Origin of the sequence: Alcaligenes nematophilus (assembly GCF_026344155.1) — a bacterium.
Classification (GTDB): domain Bacteria; phylum Pseudomonadota; class Gammaproteobacteria; order Burkholderiales; family Burkholderiaceae_B; genus Alcaligenes; species Alcaligenes phenolicus.
Genome location: NZ_JAPKMZ010000001.1, coordinates 223720 through 240848, shown reverse-complemented (window position 1 = coordinate 240848; position 17129 = coordinate 223720). Strand labels below are relative to the sequence as shown.

General features: G+C 55.6%; 16 protein-coding genes and 1 tRNA gene. 8 read left to right on the top strand and 9 right to left on the bottom strand.

The features are described from left to right. Positions 1-15: 15 nt before the first annotated feature. The 6 genes from OSH04_RS01105 to OSH04_RS01080 all read right to left on the bottom strand — a co-directional run bounded on the left by OSH04_RS01105 (position 16) and on the right by OSH04_RS01080 (position 5003). Positions 16-2295, bottom strand: a complete 2280-nt coding sequence (locus tag OSH04_RS01105; RefSeq protein ID WP_009457108.1) for a RelA/SpoT family protein — start codon at positions 2293-2295, stop codon at positions 16-18. 21 nt (positions 2296-2316) lie between these two features. Further along, a complete protein-coding gene (rpoZ, locus tag OSH04_RS01100; RefSeq protein WP_003799665.1) occupies positions 2317-2520 on the bottom strand; it encodes a DNA-directed RNA polymerase subunit omega in 204 nt (67 codons plus the stop codon). A 35-nt stretch (positions 2521-2555) separates the two neighbouring features. After that, the gene (gene gmk, locus OSH04_RS01095) at positions 2556-3200 is read right to left on the bottom strand and encodes a guanylate kinase (RefSeq protein WP_021446541.1); all 645 of its coding nucleotides are present in this window, start codon (positions 3198-3200) and stop codon (positions 2556-2558) included. A 37-nt stretch (positions 3201-3237) separates the two neighbouring features. Continuing rightward, positions 3238-3567, bottom strand: coding sequence for a hotdog family protein (locus OSH04_RS01090; RefSeq protein ID WP_009457104.1), 330 nt, complete (start codon positions 3565-3567; stop codon positions 3238-3240). A gap of 15 nt (positions 3568-3582) precedes the next feature. Next, complete coding sequence (xth, locus tag OSH04_RS01085) at positions 3583-4365, bottom strand: exodeoxyribonuclease III (protein ID WP_083053460.1); 783 nt, start codon at positions 4363-4365, stop codon at positions 3583-3585. 564 nt (positions 4366-4929) lie between these two features. Further along, positions 4930-5003: transfer RNA gene (locus OSH04_RS01080), tRNA-Cys, on the bottom strand. 165 nt (positions 5004-5168) lie between these two features. Here OSH04_RS01080 and OSH04_RS01075 point away from each other — a divergent pair. Continuing rightward, on the top strand, positions 5169-7436 hold the full coding sequence (locus OSH04_RS01075; RefSeq protein WP_266107785.1) for an arginine/lysine/ornithine decarboxylase: 2268 nt from the start codon (positions 5169-5171) through the stop codon (positions 7434-7436). Between the two features lie 192 nt (positions 7437-7628). Here the strand turns inward: OSH04_RS01075 and OSH04_RS01070 are convergent, their stop codons facing one another. Further along, positions 7629-8522 (bottom strand): LysR family transcriptional regulator, encoded by an 894-nt coding sequence (locus tag OSH04_RS01070; RefSeq protein ID WP_266107784.1) that lies wholly within the window; start codon positions 8520-8522, stop codon positions 7629-7631. A 286-nt stretch (positions 8523-8808) separates the two neighbouring features. Here OSH04_RS01070 and OSH04_RS01065 point away from each other — a divergent pair, with 286 nt between their 5' ends. Continuing rightward, entirely contained in the window at positions 8809-8949 is a 141-nt protein-coding gene (locus OSH04_RS01065; RefSeq protein ID WP_021446543.1) for a hypothetical protein, read from the top strand. A gap of 69 nt (positions 8950-9018) precedes the next feature. On the opposite strand, the gene OSH04_RS01060 is transcribed toward OSH04_RS01065, so the two are convergent. Then, a complete protein-coding gene (locus tag OSH04_RS01060; protein ID WP_266107783.1) occupies positions 9019-9804 on the bottom strand; it encodes an isocitrate lyase/PEP mutase family protein in 786 nt (261 codons plus the stop codon). A 61-nt stretch (positions 9805-9865) separates the two neighbouring features. Continuing rightward, a complete protein-coding gene (locus OSH04_RS01055) occupies positions 9866-10327 on the bottom strand; it encodes a universal stress protein (protein ID WP_009457090.1) in 462 nt (153 codons plus the stop codon). Positions 10328-10520: 193 nt separating this feature from the next. On the opposite strand from OSH04_RS01055, the gene OSH04_RS01050 reads away from it, so the two are divergent. From OSH04_RS01050 to OSH04_RS01025, 6 genes are all read left to right on the top strand, one after another. After that, positions 10521-11702 carry an acetyl-CoA C-acyltransferase family protein gene (locus OSH04_RS01050; protein WP_266107782.1) on the top strand — a complete coding sequence of 394 codons (1182 nt, stop codon included), beginning with the start codon at positions 10521-10523 and terminating at the stop codon, positions 11700-11702. Between the two features lie 258 nt (positions 11703-11960). Next, a complete protein-coding gene (gene bktB / locus OSH04_RS01045; RefSeq protein WP_266107781.1) occupies positions 11961-13133 on the top strand; it encodes a beta-ketothiolase BktB in 1173 nt (390 codons plus the stop codon). 186 nt (positions 13134-13319) lie between these two features. After that, a complete protein-coding gene (locus OSH04_RS01040; RefSeq protein ID WP_035271766.1) occupies positions 13320-14081 on the top strand; it encodes a class I SAM-dependent methyltransferase in 762 nt (253 codons plus the stop codon). 98 nt (positions 14082-14179) lie between these two features. Next, on the top strand, positions 14180-15148 hold the full coding sequence (locus OSH04_RS01035) for an ABC transporter substrate-binding protein (RefSeq protein WP_009457081.1): 969 nt from the start codon (positions 14180-14182) through the stop codon (positions 15146-15148). A 79-nt stretch (positions 15149-15227) separates the two neighbouring features. Then, positions 15228-16124: an ABC transporter permease gene (locus OSH04_RS01030; protein ID WP_009457079.1), complete on the top strand. Its 897-nt coding sequence runs from the start codon at positions 15228-15230 to the stop codon at positions 16122-16124. Then, on the top strand, positions 16124-16918 hold the full coding sequence (locus OSH04_RS01025) for an ABC transporter ATP-binding protein (RefSeq protein WP_009457077.1): 795 nt from the start codon (positions 16124-16126) through the stop codon (positions 16916-16918). The genes OSH04_RS01030 and OSH04_RS01025 overlap by 1 nt, the downstream gene beginning before the upstream one ends. Positions 16919-17129: the final 211 nt, after the last annotated feature.

Sequence of the window (17129 nt, the reverse complement as noted above, 5' to 3'; positions counted from 1 at the left end):
GGTTTGCAAGCGGGTTTAGCCCTTCACACGCACAATCTTCTGAACCTGCGGTACGTGACGGATGGCGCGAATCACGCGTGCCAAGTGAGTACGGCTATCAACCTGAACGGTCAGGTGCAGTACCGAGGTCGCAGCCGATTCGTCCGGCATGGAAATATGCAGGATGTTGGAGTCAGCATCGGTAATTTCAGCAGCCAGACGGCCAAGAACACCACGCTCGTTGATCGCAGTGACATCCAGACGGGTGGACAGGTGGCGGGCGGTATTGCTGTCCCACATGACAGGAACCCAACGCTCAGGCTCTTTGGCCTGGGCGCGTTGTGCCACCGCACACTCAGCCATATGAACAACCAAACCGTGACCCAGACGGATGCCGCCAATAATGGCGTCACCGGGCAGGGGGCCACAGCACGGTGCCAGCTGTACAGCCTGACCTTCGTTACCGTGAATCAGAATCGGTGCAGAAGTGTTGGCGTTAATTTCGTCAAACTCGGCCGCAGTGGTTTCCAGCAAGGGGTTTTCCGGAGCAAAGCGGCGCGCCACGACGGCGGCCAAACGTTTGCCCAAGCCAATATCGGCCAGAATTTCTTCACGGGATGCAGCGCCCGAACCCTTGGCCAGTTTGTCCCAGTTGGGATCGTCGTCGGTGGCATGTGGCAGGCTTAGCTGGTCAAAGGCTTGATCCAGCAGACGGCGGCCAAAAGCCACGGATTCTTCGTATTTAACCGTGCGCAGGTAATGGCGGATTTCCGAACGGGCGCGGCCCGAACGGACGTAGTTCAGCCACTGAGCGCTTGGGCGAGCGGCGGGGGAGGTAATGATCTCTACCGAGTCACCGCTTTTCAGCTCGGTGCGCAGCGGGGCAAACTCGCCATTGATTTTGGAAGCAACAGCGTGATTGCCGATATCGGTGTGGATGCTGTAGGCAAAGTCCACCGGAGTCGCACCACGAGGCAGGGAAATAATCTTGCCTTTGGGCGTATGGACGTAAACGGCATCGGGGAACAGGTCAACTTTGACGTGTTCCAGGAATTCTGTGGAGTCGCCTGTCTGGCTTTGGATATCCAGCAAGGATTGCAGCCAGCGGTGTGTGCGCTTTTGCAGATCGTTCAGGGTGACGTCGTCTTCTTTGTACAGCCAATGAGAGGCCACGCCTTCTTCTGCCACGTGGTCCATTTCGCGGGTGCGGAACTGGAACTCGACAGGGGTGCCGTAGGGGCCAATCAAGGTAGTGTGCAGGGACTGGTAGCCATTCACTTTGGGGATGGCAATGTAGTCCTTGAATTTGCCCGGTACGGGGCGATACAGCTGGTGCAGCGTACCCAAGGACAAATAGCACTCGGGTAGGGTATGCACAATGACGCGAAAGCCGTAAATATCCAGCACGTCCGAAAAGGACTTTTTCTGCTCGACCATCTTGCAGAAAATACTGTAGAGCGACTTCTCACGGCCGGAAATTTCGGCATCAATTCCGGCAGCAGGCAGGGCGATCTTGACGGCTTCGGTGATCTTGCCCAGCACTTCACGGCGATTGCCACGCGCTGCCAGCAAGGCCTTGTGCAGCACCTTGTAGCGATTGGGGTAGATCGCCTTGAAGCAGCGATCCTGCAGCTCGCGGAACAGGGCGTTCAGGCCCAGGCGATGCGCGATCGGAGCGTAAATATCCAGCGTTTCCTGGGCGACGCGGCGGCGTTTTTCCGGCTTGACCGCATCCAGGGTGCGCATATTGTGCAAGCGGTCGGCCAGCTTGATCAGAATCACGCGCACGTCACGCGACATGGCCAGCAGCATCTTGCGGAAGCTGTCGGCCTGTTGCTGTGTCTTGGTAGCAAATTCCAGGCGTTCCAGCTTGGACAGGCCGTCCACAATCTCGGCCACATCGGTCCCGAACTTCTCAGCCAGTTCCTGCTTGGTGACGTCCTGATCTTCGATCACGTCATGCAGCAGGGCCGACATCAAGGCATCGGTATCCAGCTTCCAGCCCGCACAGATTTCCGTGACGGCAATGGGGTGCGAGATATAGGGCTCGCCACTGGCGCGAAACTGTCCCAGATGGGCCTGATCGGAGAAACGATAGGCCTCCCGTACCCGTTCTACATCTTTCGGGTCCAGGTACTGCGAGATGATCTTGTGTAGCGGAGCCAGTGAGGCAATAGGAGGACTGGCACTTTCCTGGGCAGCTTGTGCCAGTGCCGGGGTGTTCTTGTCTTTAGGCTTGCGACGACCTAGCCGTGAACCTTTTTTAAGGACGGCCAACAGCCCAGACGATGCGCCCCGTAAACCAGAAAATGCCATACCGTGCTCCGCCTGTGCCTATCAGGTAGGAACTTTGCGCAGCATTTCCAGACCGGTCGCGCCGGAGGCGATTTCTCGCAGGGCGGTAACCGTAGGCTTGTTCTTGCTTTCCAGGCGTGGTTCGTGGCCTTGAGCCAGTTCGCGCGCACGGTAGGCGGCTGCCAAGGTGAGCTTAAAGCGATTGGGGACTTGCTCCAGGCAGTCCTCGATAGTGATGCGAGCCATAGTAGACCTGTTATCAAAAAGTAATAAGAAGGAGATCAGCCCTGATTCAGCAGGGCATCTGCGCCTAATTGTTGAAAGAGTTGGCGATGCCGTACTGACTGAGTGGCAGTGCGCAAACGACTGGCCTGCACAATACTCAATAGCTGCTGTAATGCCGTATCAAAATCCTCATTGATAATAGCATATTGACAGTCATGAACATGGGCGATTTCGTGCTCGGCCGCCTCGAGGCGGCGGGCGATGATCTCTTCGCTATCTTGTCCACGTTTGCGCAAACGGGCCTGCAAGGTGGGCAAGGAGGGCGGCAGAATGAAAATGCCGACGGCTTCGGGGAAATGTTCACGCGCCAGGCGGGCGCCTTGCCAGTCAATCTCCAGCAACACATCGCGGCCTGCATTCAGGGCTTTCTGAATGGGTTCGCGGGGCGTGCCGTAGTAGTTGTCATGCACCTTGGCCCATTCCAGCATGGCGTTTTCTGCGACCATGTTTTCAAAACGCGCTTTGTCCACAAAGAAGTAGTGCTGGCCGTCGCTCTCGCCGGGGCGGGGGGCGCGTGTGGTGGCCGAGATGGACAGCATGATGTTGGAATCGTTGGCCAGAAGGGCGTTGACCAGACTGGATTTACCCGCCCCGCTGGGGGCGACAACCATAAAGACGGTGCCAGGATAGCTCGTGGACATGGAGAGCAGACTCTAGAAGTAGATTTTTATAAAAGAATTAATTGCTGCTTGGGTCGGTTTGCCCAAACTCATTCAAAACGGCCAGGATGCTGGCCTGGTCCGCGCACAGAAAGACCACCGTGTCATTGGGGTTCATGGAGAACAAAACGTCTTCCACTTCCTGCGGGGCATCTTCGGGCTGGGCAATGGCCATCACGTGCACATCGCCACCGGCTTCGAATTGCTCGGGCGGGACAATATGGGCGACCGCATCCAGATCAGGCTCGCTGATGGCCAGATAGGCCCAGACCTTGTGCTCCTCTTCCAAGGTGATCTCAAGCACATAGGCCGAGTCAGTCTGCTCGATGATTTGGCTTTGAATTTGCATAATGAAATGAGTGTGTCAGCTAAAAGACAAGGTAGCGGTAACGGGTGCGTGATCCGAGGGCTGTTCATTGGCGCGCGGTTCGCGGTCAATATCGCAGGCTGCGCAACGGGCCTTGAGCGCGTCGGACAGCAGGGCGTGGTCAATACGCAGCCCGGCATCGCGGCGGAAGGCAAAACGACGATAGTCCCACCAGGTAAAGGGACTACCGCTTTGCTCAAACAGACGGTAGGCATCGTGCAGGCCCAGTGCCAGCAAACGCTCGAACGCGGCGCGCTCGGGCGGGGATACCAGAACATCGACTCCCCATTTGACCGGGTCGTAAACGTCCTGGTCGGCTGGGGCAATATTATAGTCGCCCAGAATGGCTAGACGGGGATACTGCTGCAATTCTTTTTCCAGCCAGTCGTGCAAGGCGGCAAACCATTCCAGCTTGTAGGTGTACTTTTCGCTTTCCAGCGATTGCCCGTTGGGGCAGTAGGCACAGATCACACGCACCGGGCCGTCAGGCGAGGGGTACGTGGCGGCCAGCAAACGCTGTTGTGGGTCTTCGTAGTTGGGTAGATTGCGTTGCACATCCGTGCCAGGCTCACGCGAAATCAGGGCCACGCCGTTGTAGGTTTTCTGACCCGCCCAGTGAGCGTGATAACCCATTTCCTGAAAAGCCTCCAAGGGAAAACGCTCGTCGGGCAGTTTGAGCTCTTGCAGACACAGCACGTCTACGGGGTTGGCCTTGAGCCAGTCCAGAACTTGGGGAAGACGGACGTTCAGGGAGTTCACGTTCCAGGTGGTGAGTTTCATGGTGTCAGACAATCTCGGTAAATCAGAGAAAGCCGCTTGTACAGGGCTTTGTCGATAAAGGTAGTGCAGAGGCGGCCATCAGCGTGTTGGAAACGGGCAGGATGGCGCTTAGCGTGCGCGAATGCCGCCATCATATCAGCGCTAGCCAGGGACTGGTTTTAAAGCCAGCGCCACCGACAGGATGGAAATGGCCGATGAGCCTGGGCTTTGTTCTAGGTCGTAGTGAAAAACAGACATTTTCAGACAATAAATTTGTCCTCAAACTATCTGCATGTAACAGCCATAAAGTCAGGCGGCAAGACCCAAAGCGCGCTTGGGGCAGATTGATGTTTTTAGGGCACGAAAAAGAGGGTTTTTTGCGCAGATCACGCGCCTGCTTGTGTTAAATTGCAGGCCAAGTTGGAACGGTGGGCCAAAACCGATGGAAGGGCTTGGCCGCAGCGCGTAGTACAAGGATTTGCTGTACAGGAAAAGGGAATAAAAAAATCGCCGTAATGGCGACTTTTTCTGTGTGATCAAAACCGGAAAGAAGGCCAGTTTTGTCTGTCTTGAATGCAAGCAAGATGGAGGCGTGTGCTGGAATCGAACCAACCTGAACGGATTTGCAGTCCGTCACATAGCCAATCTGTCACCACGCCTTTTGTTTTGTCCTGGGACATGTAGAATTATGCCCAAGGACGTAGGGAAAAGCAAGTGTCACATGACGGGACGTGAAACACGGTACGATCTGCTGCGCAAAAGCGACTGACGTCCCTCCCTTTTTTTGCCGCCCCTGCGGCACTCCCTTGTATTAAGGACATGGCATGCAATATCAATTCCCCATTGTGATCATCGATGAGGATTTTCGTTCTGAAAATGCGTCTGGTCTGAGCATTCGTGTATTAGCAGATGCGATCGAGGCCGAAGGCTTCGAGGTGTTGGGAACCACCAGTTATGGCGATCTGAGTCAATTTGCCCAGCAGCAAAGTCGTGCCAGCGCGTTTATTTTGTCCATCGATGATGAGGAGTTCACGCAAGATGGAGACAGCGCCCCGGCGCTGGTGAATCTGCGTGCCTTTATTCGGGCTGTGCGTCGTCGCAATACCGATGTGCCTATTTATGTGTATGGCGAGACCAAAACGGCTCGTCATATGCCAAACGATATCTTGCGCGAGCTGCAAGGCGTCATTCACATGTTCGAGGATACGCCCGAGTTCGTGGCGCGTCATATCGTGCGTGAAGCGCGCAGTTATGTGGAAGGCGTCAAGCCTCCATTTCTGAAAGCCTTGCTCGATTACGCCGAGGATGGCTCGTATTCATGGCATTGCCCCGGTCATTCCGGCGGCGTAGCCTTTCTGAAAAGCCCGGTCGGGCAGATTTTTCACCAGTTTTTTGGCGAGAACATGCTGCGTGCCGACGTCTGCAATGCCGTTGAAGAACTGGGCCAACTGCTGGATCACAACGGGGCCATTGGTGCCAGCGAACGCAATGCCGCGCGTATTTTCAACGCTGATCACTGCTTTTTCGTGACCAACGGCACCAGCACCAGCAACAAGATTGTCTGGCACCATGCCGTGGCTCCGGGCGATGTGGTGGTCGTGGACCGTAACTGCCACAAATCCATCCTGCACAGCATTGTGATGACGGGAGCTATCCCCGTGTTTCTGCGTCCTACGCGTAACCACTTCGGGATTATTGGCCCGATTGCGCGCAGCGAATTTGATATCGAGACCATTCGCGAGAAGATCCGCAAGCACCCCTTGCTCTCGCATCTGGATGCCGATACGGTCAAACCCCGTGTGCTGACGCTGACCCAGTCCACCTACGACGGCATTATTTACGACACCCAGGTGATCAAGAATGCCGTGGATGGTTACGTGGAAGTGCTGCATTTTGATGAAGCCTGGATTCCGCACGCGGCTTTCCATCCCTTCTATGGTCAGTTTCACTCCATGGGCAAGAACCGTCCGCGTCCGCAAGAAACCATGGTGTTCTCCACCCAGTCCACGCACAAGCTGCTAGCCGGTTTGAGCCAGGCCAGCCACGTGCTGGCACAGGACTCGGTCACTCGTAGCCTGGATCGTCATTTGTTCAATGAAGCCTATCTGATGCACACCAGCACCAGCCCGCAGTACGCGATTATTGCGTCTTGCGACGTGGCCGCTGCCATGATGGAGCCACCCGGTGGTCGTGTGCTGGTTGAGGAAAGCATTATTGAAGCGCTGGATTTCCGCCGTGCCATGCGCAAGGTCGAATCGCAGTTTGACGAAGACGATTGGTGGTTCAAGGTCTGGGGCCCGCCAACACTGGCAGAAGACGGTGTGGGCAAGCCTGAGGACTGGATCATTACGGACGATGCGGAGCATAGCGAGTGGCACGGTTTCGGCCCGCTGGCTGATGGCTTCAATATGCTGGATCCGATCAAGGCCACGATTGTTACCCCCGGTCTGGATCTGACAGGCACATTTGGTGAAACCGGCATTCCGGCTTCTATCGTGACCAAGTTTCTGGCGCAACGTGGCGTGATTGTGGAGAAGATTGGCCTGTACAGCTTCTTCATCATGTTCACCATCGGCATTACCAAAGGCCGCTGGAACTCTCTGGTCACAGCGCTACAGCAGTTCAAGGACGATTACGACCGCAACTTGCCTGTCTGGCGTGTTCTGCCGCAGTTTGCGCGCCAGTATCCTTGTTACGAGGAAATGGGCTTGCGCGATTTGTGCCAGCATGTGCACCAGTTGTACGCCAAGCACGACATTGCCCGTTTGATGACCGATATGTACCTGTCGGATGTGGTGCCTGTCATGCGTCCGGCTGATGCTTTTGCCTGCATTGCGCAGCGTCGTACGGAACGGGTCGAGATTGATCAGTTGGAAGGTCGCGTGACTACCAACCTGATCACACCTTATCCCCCCGGTATCCCGCTCCTGATTCCTGGTGAAGCCTTTAACAAGACGATTGTGGATTTCCTGAAGTTCTCGCGTGAACTGCATCGCCAGTGTCCGGGCTTTGGTACGGATATCCACGGTTTTGTGGAAGAGGTGGATGCCTCCGGCCAGAAGCGTTACTACGTGGACTGCGTGGCACAGTAAAGCAGTTTGCTATCCAGGGCCGGGGCAGGGCATCGGCCTTTGGGTAGAGCAGTGAAGCAAGCGGGCCTGATGAGGGATGTTCAGGGTTCTGGAAGACTTCCAGACTTGAAGTGTCTGTCATCAGGCCCGTTTTTTTTATGGGCTGTCTATCTGCCACGAATCCTTGCGACAGGTTCGTGTTGCAGAGGCTTGTTACAGACTTTGCGCTGTGCGCAAGGCACATTCCAGCAGCCGTGAAGTCAGTGCTTGGGGATCACGGTCTGCCCGCAAGATCGCCACAACCCGGCGTTGCAGGGCAGGTTGCTCAATCGGGTATTTATGCAGATTGTGCTCGTGCAGCAGATTGTCAGGAATGCGGCTCGGCAAGATACAGTCCCCCAATCCTGACGCTACCAGTCGCAACATGGCATCTATGGTTTCGACCTCCGCCACAAATTCGGGGTGCAGGCCGCTGCTGTGAATCATGCGGCGCAGGGCGTAATGGGGCGGAAAACCGATCAGGCGCAAGGCCTGGTGGCTTAAATCTGCACTCGGAAAAGGCTCCAGCTTGGCAGAGATGCGGCACATTTGGTCGTCAAACAGGGTGTGCGAGATCAAGCCGCCACAGTCCACCGCCGAGTCGTATACAAAACCCACATCGGCTTTGCCGCTTTCCACCAAAGTCACTACCTCGGGCGAGCTGCGTCCCAATAAGGACAAATTCACGCCAGGGTGGGCACTCATGAACGCGGCAGCGACATCGGACATGAAGTAGTAGCTCAGGGTATGGACGGTGGCCAGCCGCACAGTACCTGAATTGACGCCGTGCTCCTGACGCACGGCATGGATAGCGCTGTCAATACGGCTATAGGCCGGTTCGATTGCTTGGCGCAGCAGCTCGCCCGCATCATTCAGGCTGACTCCGCGCCCGGTACGGGTAAACAGGGTTTGGCCCAGGCTTTGTTCCAGCGAGCTTAATTGTTTGCTCAGGCTGGATTGGCTTTGTCCCAAATCATCAGCCGCTTTGCTGACCGAGCCTAATTGTGCAATGCGTAAAAAACAGCGCAAGGAGCGATCCAGATGATCGGTGGGGCGGGAATCGTGCATGCCATTGTCTCTTTATTGTTGTACTCAAATGGGTGAAAAATGAGTTTTCAAGGGTGCCTGGGGTCTAGGCGAGCCGTAAGATATTCAGGGCAGTTATTTTGGCTTGAATTGTCTATGAAAAAGTCTTGTTTTGAATTGCCTTTATTTTGTTCTAACATCGCCTAATTTGCATCCATAATGCGCCCATATTATGGCCAAAATTGATTTGTGGTCTAATCATTGATATAATAAAGAAATCGGGGCGCTAAGGGCAGCGCCCCCTGTCGATATTGAGCAGGAGTTATTCGTGAGCAAATCGAAACCAGTACGTCGTAAACAGGCCTTTGAGGTTGAGCCCCTGAATTGGGTGGCTCCCAAGAAAGCAGTCGTAGAAACCGATCAGGAAGCCAAAGTGGACGCGTCCAGCGACCAGGCTCAGGACAGCTAAGTTCTGACTGAAGGGTTAAAAAGCGCAAGCCTTGCAGCTTGCGCTTTTTTTATGCCTGCCTGTCTTGTATCAGGACCAGCGGCGATGGGCTTGGGTGGCCGGCAGATGCCCTTGCTCCAGCAGTTGCAGGCTGGCCTCTTCAAAGCGGTTCCAGGTGGCCAGAGCCAGTTGTGACCCTGTGCTGACACGGCGTACACCGATGGCGGCCAAATCGGGCACGTTCAGTCCCGGATGAATCAGCAGCACATTGAGGGGCGTAGGTGCCAGTGCCTGGACCACTTGGGCAATATCGTCCAGCTCGCGTAATCCAGGGGCGTAGACCACATCGGCGCCTGCCTGGGCAAAGGCTTTTAGCCGGGTTATGGTTTGTCCCAGATCCAGCGCGTCAATCAGCAGGCCTTCGCTGCGTCCTATTAACAGAACGTCCTCGCCACTGTTGAGAATCGCTTGCTTGGCAGCCCGTATGCGGGCCACAGCCAACTCAAGGTCATACAGTTCGTCGCCATGGCGATCTTCAATGGATAAGCCTGCAATGCCGGTTTCAATGGCCAGGCGGACGTTTTCGGCGACCTGTTCGGGCTCATCGGCAAAGCCATTTTCAAAGTCGGCGTTCAGTGGCAGATTCGTGCTGGCCGCCAGTTCTCGCAAATGCGCCAGCAGGGCATCCCGGCCCACCTCAAAGTCTTCCAATCCCTTTGACCAGGCAAACGCAGCGCTGCTGCTGGCAATCGCCTTTGCGCCCAGTCGTTCCAGACGCTTGGCTCCGCCTATGTCCCAGGGGTTGGGCAAAATCAGTAAGCCACTTTCATGCAAGGCTCGAAAACGGCGTCGTTTTTCCTGTGTGCTGACGTTCATGCGGGACTCCTGAGAATAAAAAACGCAAACCGGAGTTTGCGTTTTGATGCCTGGCCGCGTTTTATTTTTTCTTGGCTTTCTTGCGGATCACCAGAACGGGGATTTCCGAGTAGGTCAGAACGTGCTGGGTTTCGCTGCCCAAGAGCAGGCGCTTGTAGCCCTTGCGGCCATGCGAGGACATGACGATCAGGTCAGCTTTCTGCTTTTCAGCAGTAGAAATAATGGCATCGGCCACCAGTTCGGACTTCACCACCAGGCCCTTGACCGAGACACCAATGTCTTTACCGGCCTGCTTGACGGCGGCCAGCTCGGATTGGGCGTGCTCTACCCAGGAGGCTTCGATACGGCTATCGAGCTTCTGGTCGATAATGGGGCCGCCCTCCAGGTAGCTTTGGCGATAGCGCGGAATGACGCGCAGGGCCAGCAATTTGGCGCCGCTGGTCTTGGCCAGATTCAGGGCATGGGTGACAGCGTGGGCGGACAGTTCTGAGCCGTCGGTACATACCAGGATACGCTCGTACATGAGGGGGAATCCTATAAAAAGGGTTATCAAGAACGTGTCTTGTGGGTAAGGTATCAAACCATACTGCGAATTACGGTCTTTGTGTCTGCTTTATGGTTTTCCATGGCAGCCGTGTATATTCGAGTGGACGTTTTTGTCAGCTTGGCTTTTTTATGCTGGTCATCATATCCCAATGGGATTGAGGGAGATTCATATGAAAGAAGTGGTTGTAGTCCAGGCATGCCGTACCGCGATTGGTGATTTTGGTGGGGGACTGAAGAATGTGTCGCCAATCGAAATGGGAGCCACGGTATTGCGCGCGGTACTGGACAGAAGTGGCGTATCGGCGGCAGACGTTCAGCATGTAGTGATGGGGCAGGTTATTCAAACCGAGCCACGCGATATGTACTTGTCGCGTGTGGCTTCGGTGCAGGCGGGCGTGGGCCACGGAGCACCGGCCATGAACGTCAACCGTTTGTGCGGTTCTGGTCTGCAAGCCATTGTGTCGGCCGCGCAGGGCATTCTGGTCGGTGATGCCAAGGTGGCTTTGGCAGGCGGAGCAGAAAGCATGAGCCGTGCGCCCTATATGTCCAGTGCTCATCGCTGGGGCGCTCGCATGGGGGACTCGGTCATGATGGATATGATGACTGGTGCACTGACGGATCCTTTTGATCGCGTTCATATGGGCATTACGGCCGAAAATGTGGCCCGCCAATACGGCGTGACCCGAGCCGATCAGGACGAGCTGGCATTGGAATCGCACCAGCGTGCCCGTCGCGCGATCGAGCAGGGCTATTTTAAAGAGCAGATCGTGCCCATTATCCAGAAAAGCCGTAAGGGCGAGATCGTGTTTGATCAGGACGAGCACGTACGTCTGGACGCCACGATGGAAAACTTTACCGGCCTGAAACCTGTGTTCATGCCTGAAGGCGGCAGTGTTACGGCAGGTAATGCCTCGGGCCTGAATGACGGTGCAGCCGCTGTCTTGCTGATGTGCGCGGAAGAAGCTCGCCAGCGTGGGCTGAAGCCCTTGGCCAAGCTGGTGTCCTGGGGGCATGCCGGGGTGGATCCCAGCATTATGGGTATTGGGCCAGTGCCAGCCAGCCGTCTGGCACTGGAGCGCGCCGGTTTGAGCGTGTCGGATCTGGATGTGATCGAGTCCAACGAAGCTTTTGCCGCCCAAGCGTGCGCAGTTGTGCGTGAGCTGGGTCTGGATCCGGCACGTGTGAATCCCAATGGTAGTGGTATCAGCCTGGGCCACCCTATTGGCGCGACCGGCGCCGCTATTACAGTCAAGGCCTTGCATGAACTGCAGCGTGTCCAAGGTCGTTACGCGCTGGTCACCATGTGTATTGGTGGTGGGCAGGGGATTGCGGCGATTTTCGAGCGTCCTTGAACCTTGCTGATTATTTCTCTTTAAGCTTCGTTTAAAGCGCAGGAAAGCCGGAAGTGCTACGAGTCACTTTCCGGCTTTTTTTCGGCATATACAAGTAAATCTTATAAAAACGCCGACTTGATTATTTGTTTTTGTAGTGGACCCTCGTATCCAGCCAATTGCATTGAATTGTTTTAAAAGTAATGCATGGCTTGGGTGACTGAGCATGAAGCCCTTGTTTTTTCTCATCGGAATAAAACGGAATAAAAGGAGATTCATATGCAAGAAGTCGTTCTGGTTCAGGCTTGTCGAACCGCCTTTGGTAATTTTGGTGGCTCGTTACGGAATGTGCCCCCCATTGAGATGGGGGCGGCGGTCATGCAGGAAGTGTTGGGCAGAAGTGGAGTATCTGCCTCGGAGGTGGAGCAGGTAGTGATGGGGCAGGTGGTGCTGACCGAGCCCCAGGATGTCTATGTGGCGCGCGCAGCCTCCATGAAAGCAGGAGTGGCTCATGAGGCGGTTGCCATGAATGTGAACCGCTTATGTGCATCCGGTTTGCAGGCCATTATTTCGGCAGCGCAAGCGATTGTATTGGGTGAGGCTCGGGTGGCCTTGGCCGGCGGTGTTGAAAGTACCAGTCGAATGCCTTATCTGGCGCCAAGCCAGCGCTGGGGGAGTCGCATGGGCAGTGTGGTCTTGGTAGATGTCTTGTCGGAGATTTTCATCAGTCCTTTGACTCGGGAGCATGTGGGGGTGACGGGGGAGAATGTCGCCAGAAAATACGGTGTGTCCCGCTGTGAGCAAGATCAGTTGGCCCTGGAGTCGCACCGTAGAGCGGCTCGTGCCATTGAAAATGGGTACTTTAAGGAGCAGATCGTCCCGCTGGCGGCCCACGATGGGAGCATCTTCGAGCAGGATGAGCATGTTCGGCATGATGGCAGTCTGGAGCAGCTTGCCGCCTTGAAGCCTGTTTTCCAGAGCGACGGGGGGACGGTGACGGCCGGTAATATCTTGGGTCTGGCGGATGCGGCGGCGGTGGTGCTGATGATGGAAGAGGGGCAGGCACGCCGTCAAGGCTTGAAGCCCCTGGGCAAGCTGCGCTCATGGGCGCATGCGGGCGTGGACCCTCAATTTGCGGGAATGGGGCCGGTGCCATCGACTCGCTTGGCGCTCAAGCGGGCGGGACTGACGGTAGCCGATATTGATGTGATCGAGTCCAATGAGGCCTTTGCAGCACAGGTGTGCGCCGTTGCCAAAGAATTGGATTTTGATCCGGAGCGAGTCAATCCAAATGGCGGCAGCATTAGCATGGGGCATCCTTTGGGGGCGACAGGAGCGGCACTGGTAGTCAAGGCCTTGCATGAGTTGCAGCGCATCCAGGGGCGGTATGCTCTGGTCACCATGTGTCATGGTGGTAGCGAGGGAGTAGCCATGATTATCGAACGTCAGTGAGCCGTTCCCCATCAAGTGATCGCTGTTATGATGGCGCCTTGCTAAAAAACGCCGGAAGTGGCGCAATGCCGCCTTCCGGCGCTGTTTTCTCTGTCGTCAGGCCATATCCAGGTTCAGGATTATGTGGGGTGCCACGTTGCTCCCGTGTGAGCCGGGCCGCCTGACTGCTTTGCAAGGAAGAGTTTCATGGCTGGTGAGCAGGGGGACGATAGTCCTACGTTGTCGGAAAGCGAAGGGATCCGTTATCTGCACTTTGGAACGGAGTGGATTCAAGGTGCAATGCGTATTCGCAAGCCCGCTGAATTGGTCTTGGCCTACACACAACAAATGATGGCCTGGCTGCTATTTATGGAAGACCCCAAACCCGAGCACAAACTGGCTATTCTGGGGCTGGGGGCGGGTTCCCTGCTGCGTTTCTGCCTGAAGCAGACCAGCAGTCAGGTACAGACGGTGGAGTGGAATCCGTCGGTGATTGGCATGTGCAATGCTTTCTTCCGGCTGCCGCGCAGCCCACGGTCTCTGATTGATCAGGCTGACGCCGGTGTCTGGGTACAGGATAGCGATCAGCACAGTCAGTATCGCGCCTTGATGGTGGACTTGTACGACGCGCATGCCGAAGGCCCGGTACGTGACAGTCTGGAGTTCTATCAGGATTGCCGCGCGGTTCTGGATGATGAAGGCATCATGACGGTGAATCTTTTTGGTGCCCATCCCAGCTTCAAACATAATATTGACAACATTCGTGAAGCCTTTAATGGCAAAGTATTGCTCTTGCCTGAAATGGACGAGGGCAATCAGGTGGTTCTGGCCTTCAAAGGCAGCACACTGGAGATGACAGCCGGAGAGCTGCTGAGTCGGGCCGAACAAGTGCAGGCCGATTATGGTTTGCCGGCTACACGTTGGGCCAGGGAACTGCTCTCGTTCCGTCGCCAGATGCAGGACCAGTAGGGGAGCGGGGCAGGGATTACCTGAAGGGTCAAAGTCCTGTCGTTCGCGTTAGACTAAACACCTAAAATTTTCGTTTTTTTGCATCTAAGGAGTATTGGATGAAACTGATCAGATCGGTGCATCAGGTGGCGGCCGCTTTGGCTTGTGTAGGATTGATGTCGGGCGCTGCAGTTCATGCGCAATCTGTATCGGTATCGTCGATTGTGGAACATCCGGCTCTGGACGCCATTAAGGATGGAGTACACAAAGCGCTGACCGATGCTGGCTATAACGAAGCCTCCGGCTTCAAATGGCAGTTTCAGACCGCCCAGGGCAACCCTGCGATTGCGGCTCAGATCGCTCGTAAGTTCGTCGGTGACAAGGCTGACGTGATTGTGGCCATTTCCACTCCTTCGGCGCAGGCCGTGGTGTCGGCAACCAAGACTATCCCTGTGGTGTACTCGGCCGTGACCGATCCTGTGGTGGCACACCTGGTGCCCAGCATGGCACCGTCGGGCACCAACGTGACAGGCGTGTCCGATGCGCTGGCACTGGAAGCCCAGGTGGATCTGATCAAGAAAGTCGTGCCTGATGCCAAGCGCGTGGGTATGGTTTACAACCCTGGCGAAGCCAACTCCGCCGTGGTCGTTAAAGAAATGAAAGAATTGCTGCCCAAGCACGGCATGACGCTGGTGGAAGCCACCGCGCCTCGTACCGTGGACGTGGGGGCGGCTGCTCGTAGCCTGGTGGGCAAGGTCGATGTGATATACACCAATACCGACAATAACGTGGTGTCGGCCTACGAGTCCCTGGTAAAGGTGGGCGTGGACGCCAAAGTGCCTTTGATCGCTTCGGACACCGACAGTGTGGCCCGTGGTGCTATCGCAGCTCTGGGCGTGAACTACTACAACCTGGGTCTGCAGACCGGTCAACAGGTGATCCGTATTCTGAAGGGTGAAAAACCCGGTGATATGGCTTCTGAAACCAGCAGCAATCTGGAACTGTATGTCAATCCGGGCGCTGCCAAGCGCCAAGGCGTTTCGCTTAACGAGGACTTCGTGAAGTCCGCAACAAAAATCGTCGAATAAGCCTGATTTGACTGCTTCTTGCAGGTGGGTTGCCACAAGCTGCCCGCCTGTTTCTTTTGTATCCTAGACGTCCAACAATATGTCTATTTATTCAATGTGGGGGGCCCTGGAGATTGGTCTGATTTTCGGACTGGTTGCTCTGGGTGTTCTGATTTCTTTTCGCATCCTGCGATTTCCTGACCTGACGGTCGATGGTAGTTTTCCTTTGGGTGGGGCGGTTGCCGCCATCCTGATCAGCCAGGGCAATGATCCTTTCCTGGCGACTGTAGTGGCCACTTTTGCTGGTGCCATTGCCGGCACGATTACTGGCTGGTTGAACGTACGCCTGAAAATCATGGATCTGCTGGCCAGTATTCTGATGATGATCGCCTTGTATTCCATCAACCTGCGCATCATGGGCCGTCCCAATGTGCCCCTGATCATGGAGCCGACGGTCTTCACGATTCTGCAGCCCGAATCCATCGCTGACTATATTGCTCGTCCCTTGATGCTGATTGGGTTGGTAATCATTGCCAAACTGGCGCTGGATTGGTTCTTCGGTACGCAAACTGGCCTGGCCATGCGCGCTACCGGCGCCAATGCGCGTATGGCCCGTGCTCAAGGTGTGGCAACTGGCAATATGCTTTTGCTGGGCATGGCTATTTCCAATGCCTTGGTGGCCTTGGCCGGTGCCTTGTTTGCGCAATCGCAGGGTGGGGCGGATATCTCCATGGGCATCGGGACCATCGTGATTGGTCTGGCTGCCGTGATTGTGGGTGAAAGCATCTTGCCCGCACGCAAACTGTTCTACGCCACCTTGGCCGTGGTGCTGGGTGCGATTCTGTACCGCTTCTTTATTGCTTTGGCTCTGAATGCCGATGTGATCGGCCTGAAAGCGCAGGACTTGAACCTGGTCACCGCTTTGCTGGTTACCGTGGCACTGGTGATTCCATTGCTCAAGAAAAAGCGTGCTCGTAAACAGAAGGGGGCCCAGTAATGTTAGAAGCAAAAGATCTGTCCCTGACATTTAATCCGGGTACGCCCATTGAAACCCGTGCCTTGCGCGGTTTGTCCCTGACCATTCCCGAAGGGCAGTTCGTGACCGTGATCGGTTCCAACGGTGCGGGCAAGTCTACTTTTCTGAATGCGATCTCGGGCGACCAGTCTGTTGATGATGGCCAAATCATGATCGACAAGGTAGACGTGACTCGCCGCCCGGTCTGGGAGCGAGCCAATTGGGTAGCACGTGTGTTTCAGGATCCGATGGCCGGTACCTGTGAAGATCTGACCATTGAAGAAAATATGGCGCTGGCCACCTGCCGTGGCAGCCGCCGTGGGCTGAGCCGTGCCGTGCGTCACTCCATGCGCGCTGAATTTGCAGAGCGTCTGGAAACCTTGGGTCTGGGTCTGGAAAACCGTCTGACAGACCGCATCGGTTTGTTGTCCGGTGGCCAACGTCAGGCCGTCAGCCTGTTGATGGCGGCCTTGCGGCCTTCCAAGATCTTGCTGCTGGACGAGCATACGGCGGCGCTGGACCCGCGTACGGCTGACTTTGTTTTGCAACTGACCAATCGTATTGTGCGTGAAGGTGGCCTGACCACCATGATGGTCACGCACAGTATGCGTCAGGCTCTGGATGTGGGTGATCGTACGGTCATGTTGCACCAGGGCAAGGTGGTTCTGGATGTCAGTGGTGAACAGCGTCAAGGCCTGGATGTGCGAGATCTGCTGGAGATGTTCGAGCGGGTTCGGGGTGAGACTTTAGCCGACGATAGTTTATTGCTAGGTTAGAAAGCACTATCCCGGATTTGGAAAACCGCGTGAACTCTAGGGGTTAAACGCGGTTTTTTTATATTCAAAAAACCCTAGGTATATGATAATACGTGTTCTTTTGGCATAGGCAGACAGCGGAGCGGGTGCAAGGGGGTAGCTGGCTAATCGTAGTCGCCAAATAATGGCAGGATCGAAATGAGTCTCATCGCAAATTTTCCTGTTTGATTTG

Coding starts and splice junctions, on each gene's coding strand:
- OSH04_RS01075 (WP_266107785.1), top strand. CDS start 5,169: ATGCAATATCAATTCCCCATTGTGATCATCGATGAGGATTTTCGTTCT.
- OSH04_RS01090 (WP_009457104.1), bottom strand. CDS start 3,567: ATGCAAATTCAAAGCCAAATCATCGAGCAGACTGACTCGGCCTATGTG.
- OSH04_RS01040 (WP_035271766.1), top strand. CDS start 13,320: ATGGCTGGTGAGCAGGGGGACGATAGTCCTACGTTGTCGGAAAGCGAA.
- rpoZ (WP_003799665.1), bottom strand. CDS start 2,520: ATGGCTCGCATCACTATCGAGGACTGCCTGGAGCAAGTCCCCAATCGC.
- OSH04_RS01060 (WP_266107783.1), bottom strand. CDS start 9,804: ATGAACGTCAGCACACAGGAAAAACGACGCCGTTTTCGAGCCTTGCAT.
- OSH04_RS01070 (WP_266107784.1), bottom strand. CDS start 8,522: ATGCACGATTCCCGCCCCACCGATCATCTGGATCGCTCCTTGCGCTGT.
- OSH04_RS01030 (WP_009457079.1), top strand. CDS start 15,228: ATGTCTATTTATTCAATGTGGGGGGCCCTGGAGATTGGTCTGATTTTC.
- OSH04_RS01105 (WP_009457108.1), bottom strand. CDS start 2,295: ATGGCATTTTCTGGTTTACGGGGCGCATCGTCTGGGCTGTTGGCCGTC.
- OSH04_RS01050 (WP_266107782.1), top strand. CDS start 10,521: ATGAAAGAAGTGGTTGTAGTCCAGGCATGCCGTACCGCGATTGGTGAT.
- OSH04_RS01035 (WP_009457081.1), top strand. CDS start 14,180: ATGAAACTGATCAGATCGGTGCATCAGGTGGCGGCCGCTTTGGCTTGT.
- gmk (WP_021446541.1), bottom strand. CDS start 3,200: ATGTCCACGAGCTATCCTGGCACCGTCTTTATGGTTGTCGCCCCCAGC.
- OSH04_RS01025 (WP_009457077.1), top strand. CDS start 16,124: ATGTTAGAAGCAAAAGATCTGTCCCTGACATTTAATCCGGGTACGCCC.
- xth (WP_083053460.1), bottom strand. CDS start 4,365: ATGAAACTCACCACCTGGAACGTGAACTCCCTGAACGTCCGTCTTCCC.
- OSH04_RS01055 (WP_009457090.1), bottom strand. CDS start 10,327: ATGTACGAGCGTATCCTGGTATGTACCGACGGCTCAGAACTGTCCGCC.
- bktB (WP_266107781.1), top strand. CDS start 11,961: ATGCAAGAAGTCGTTCTGGTTCAGGCTTGTCGAACCGCCTTTGGTAAT.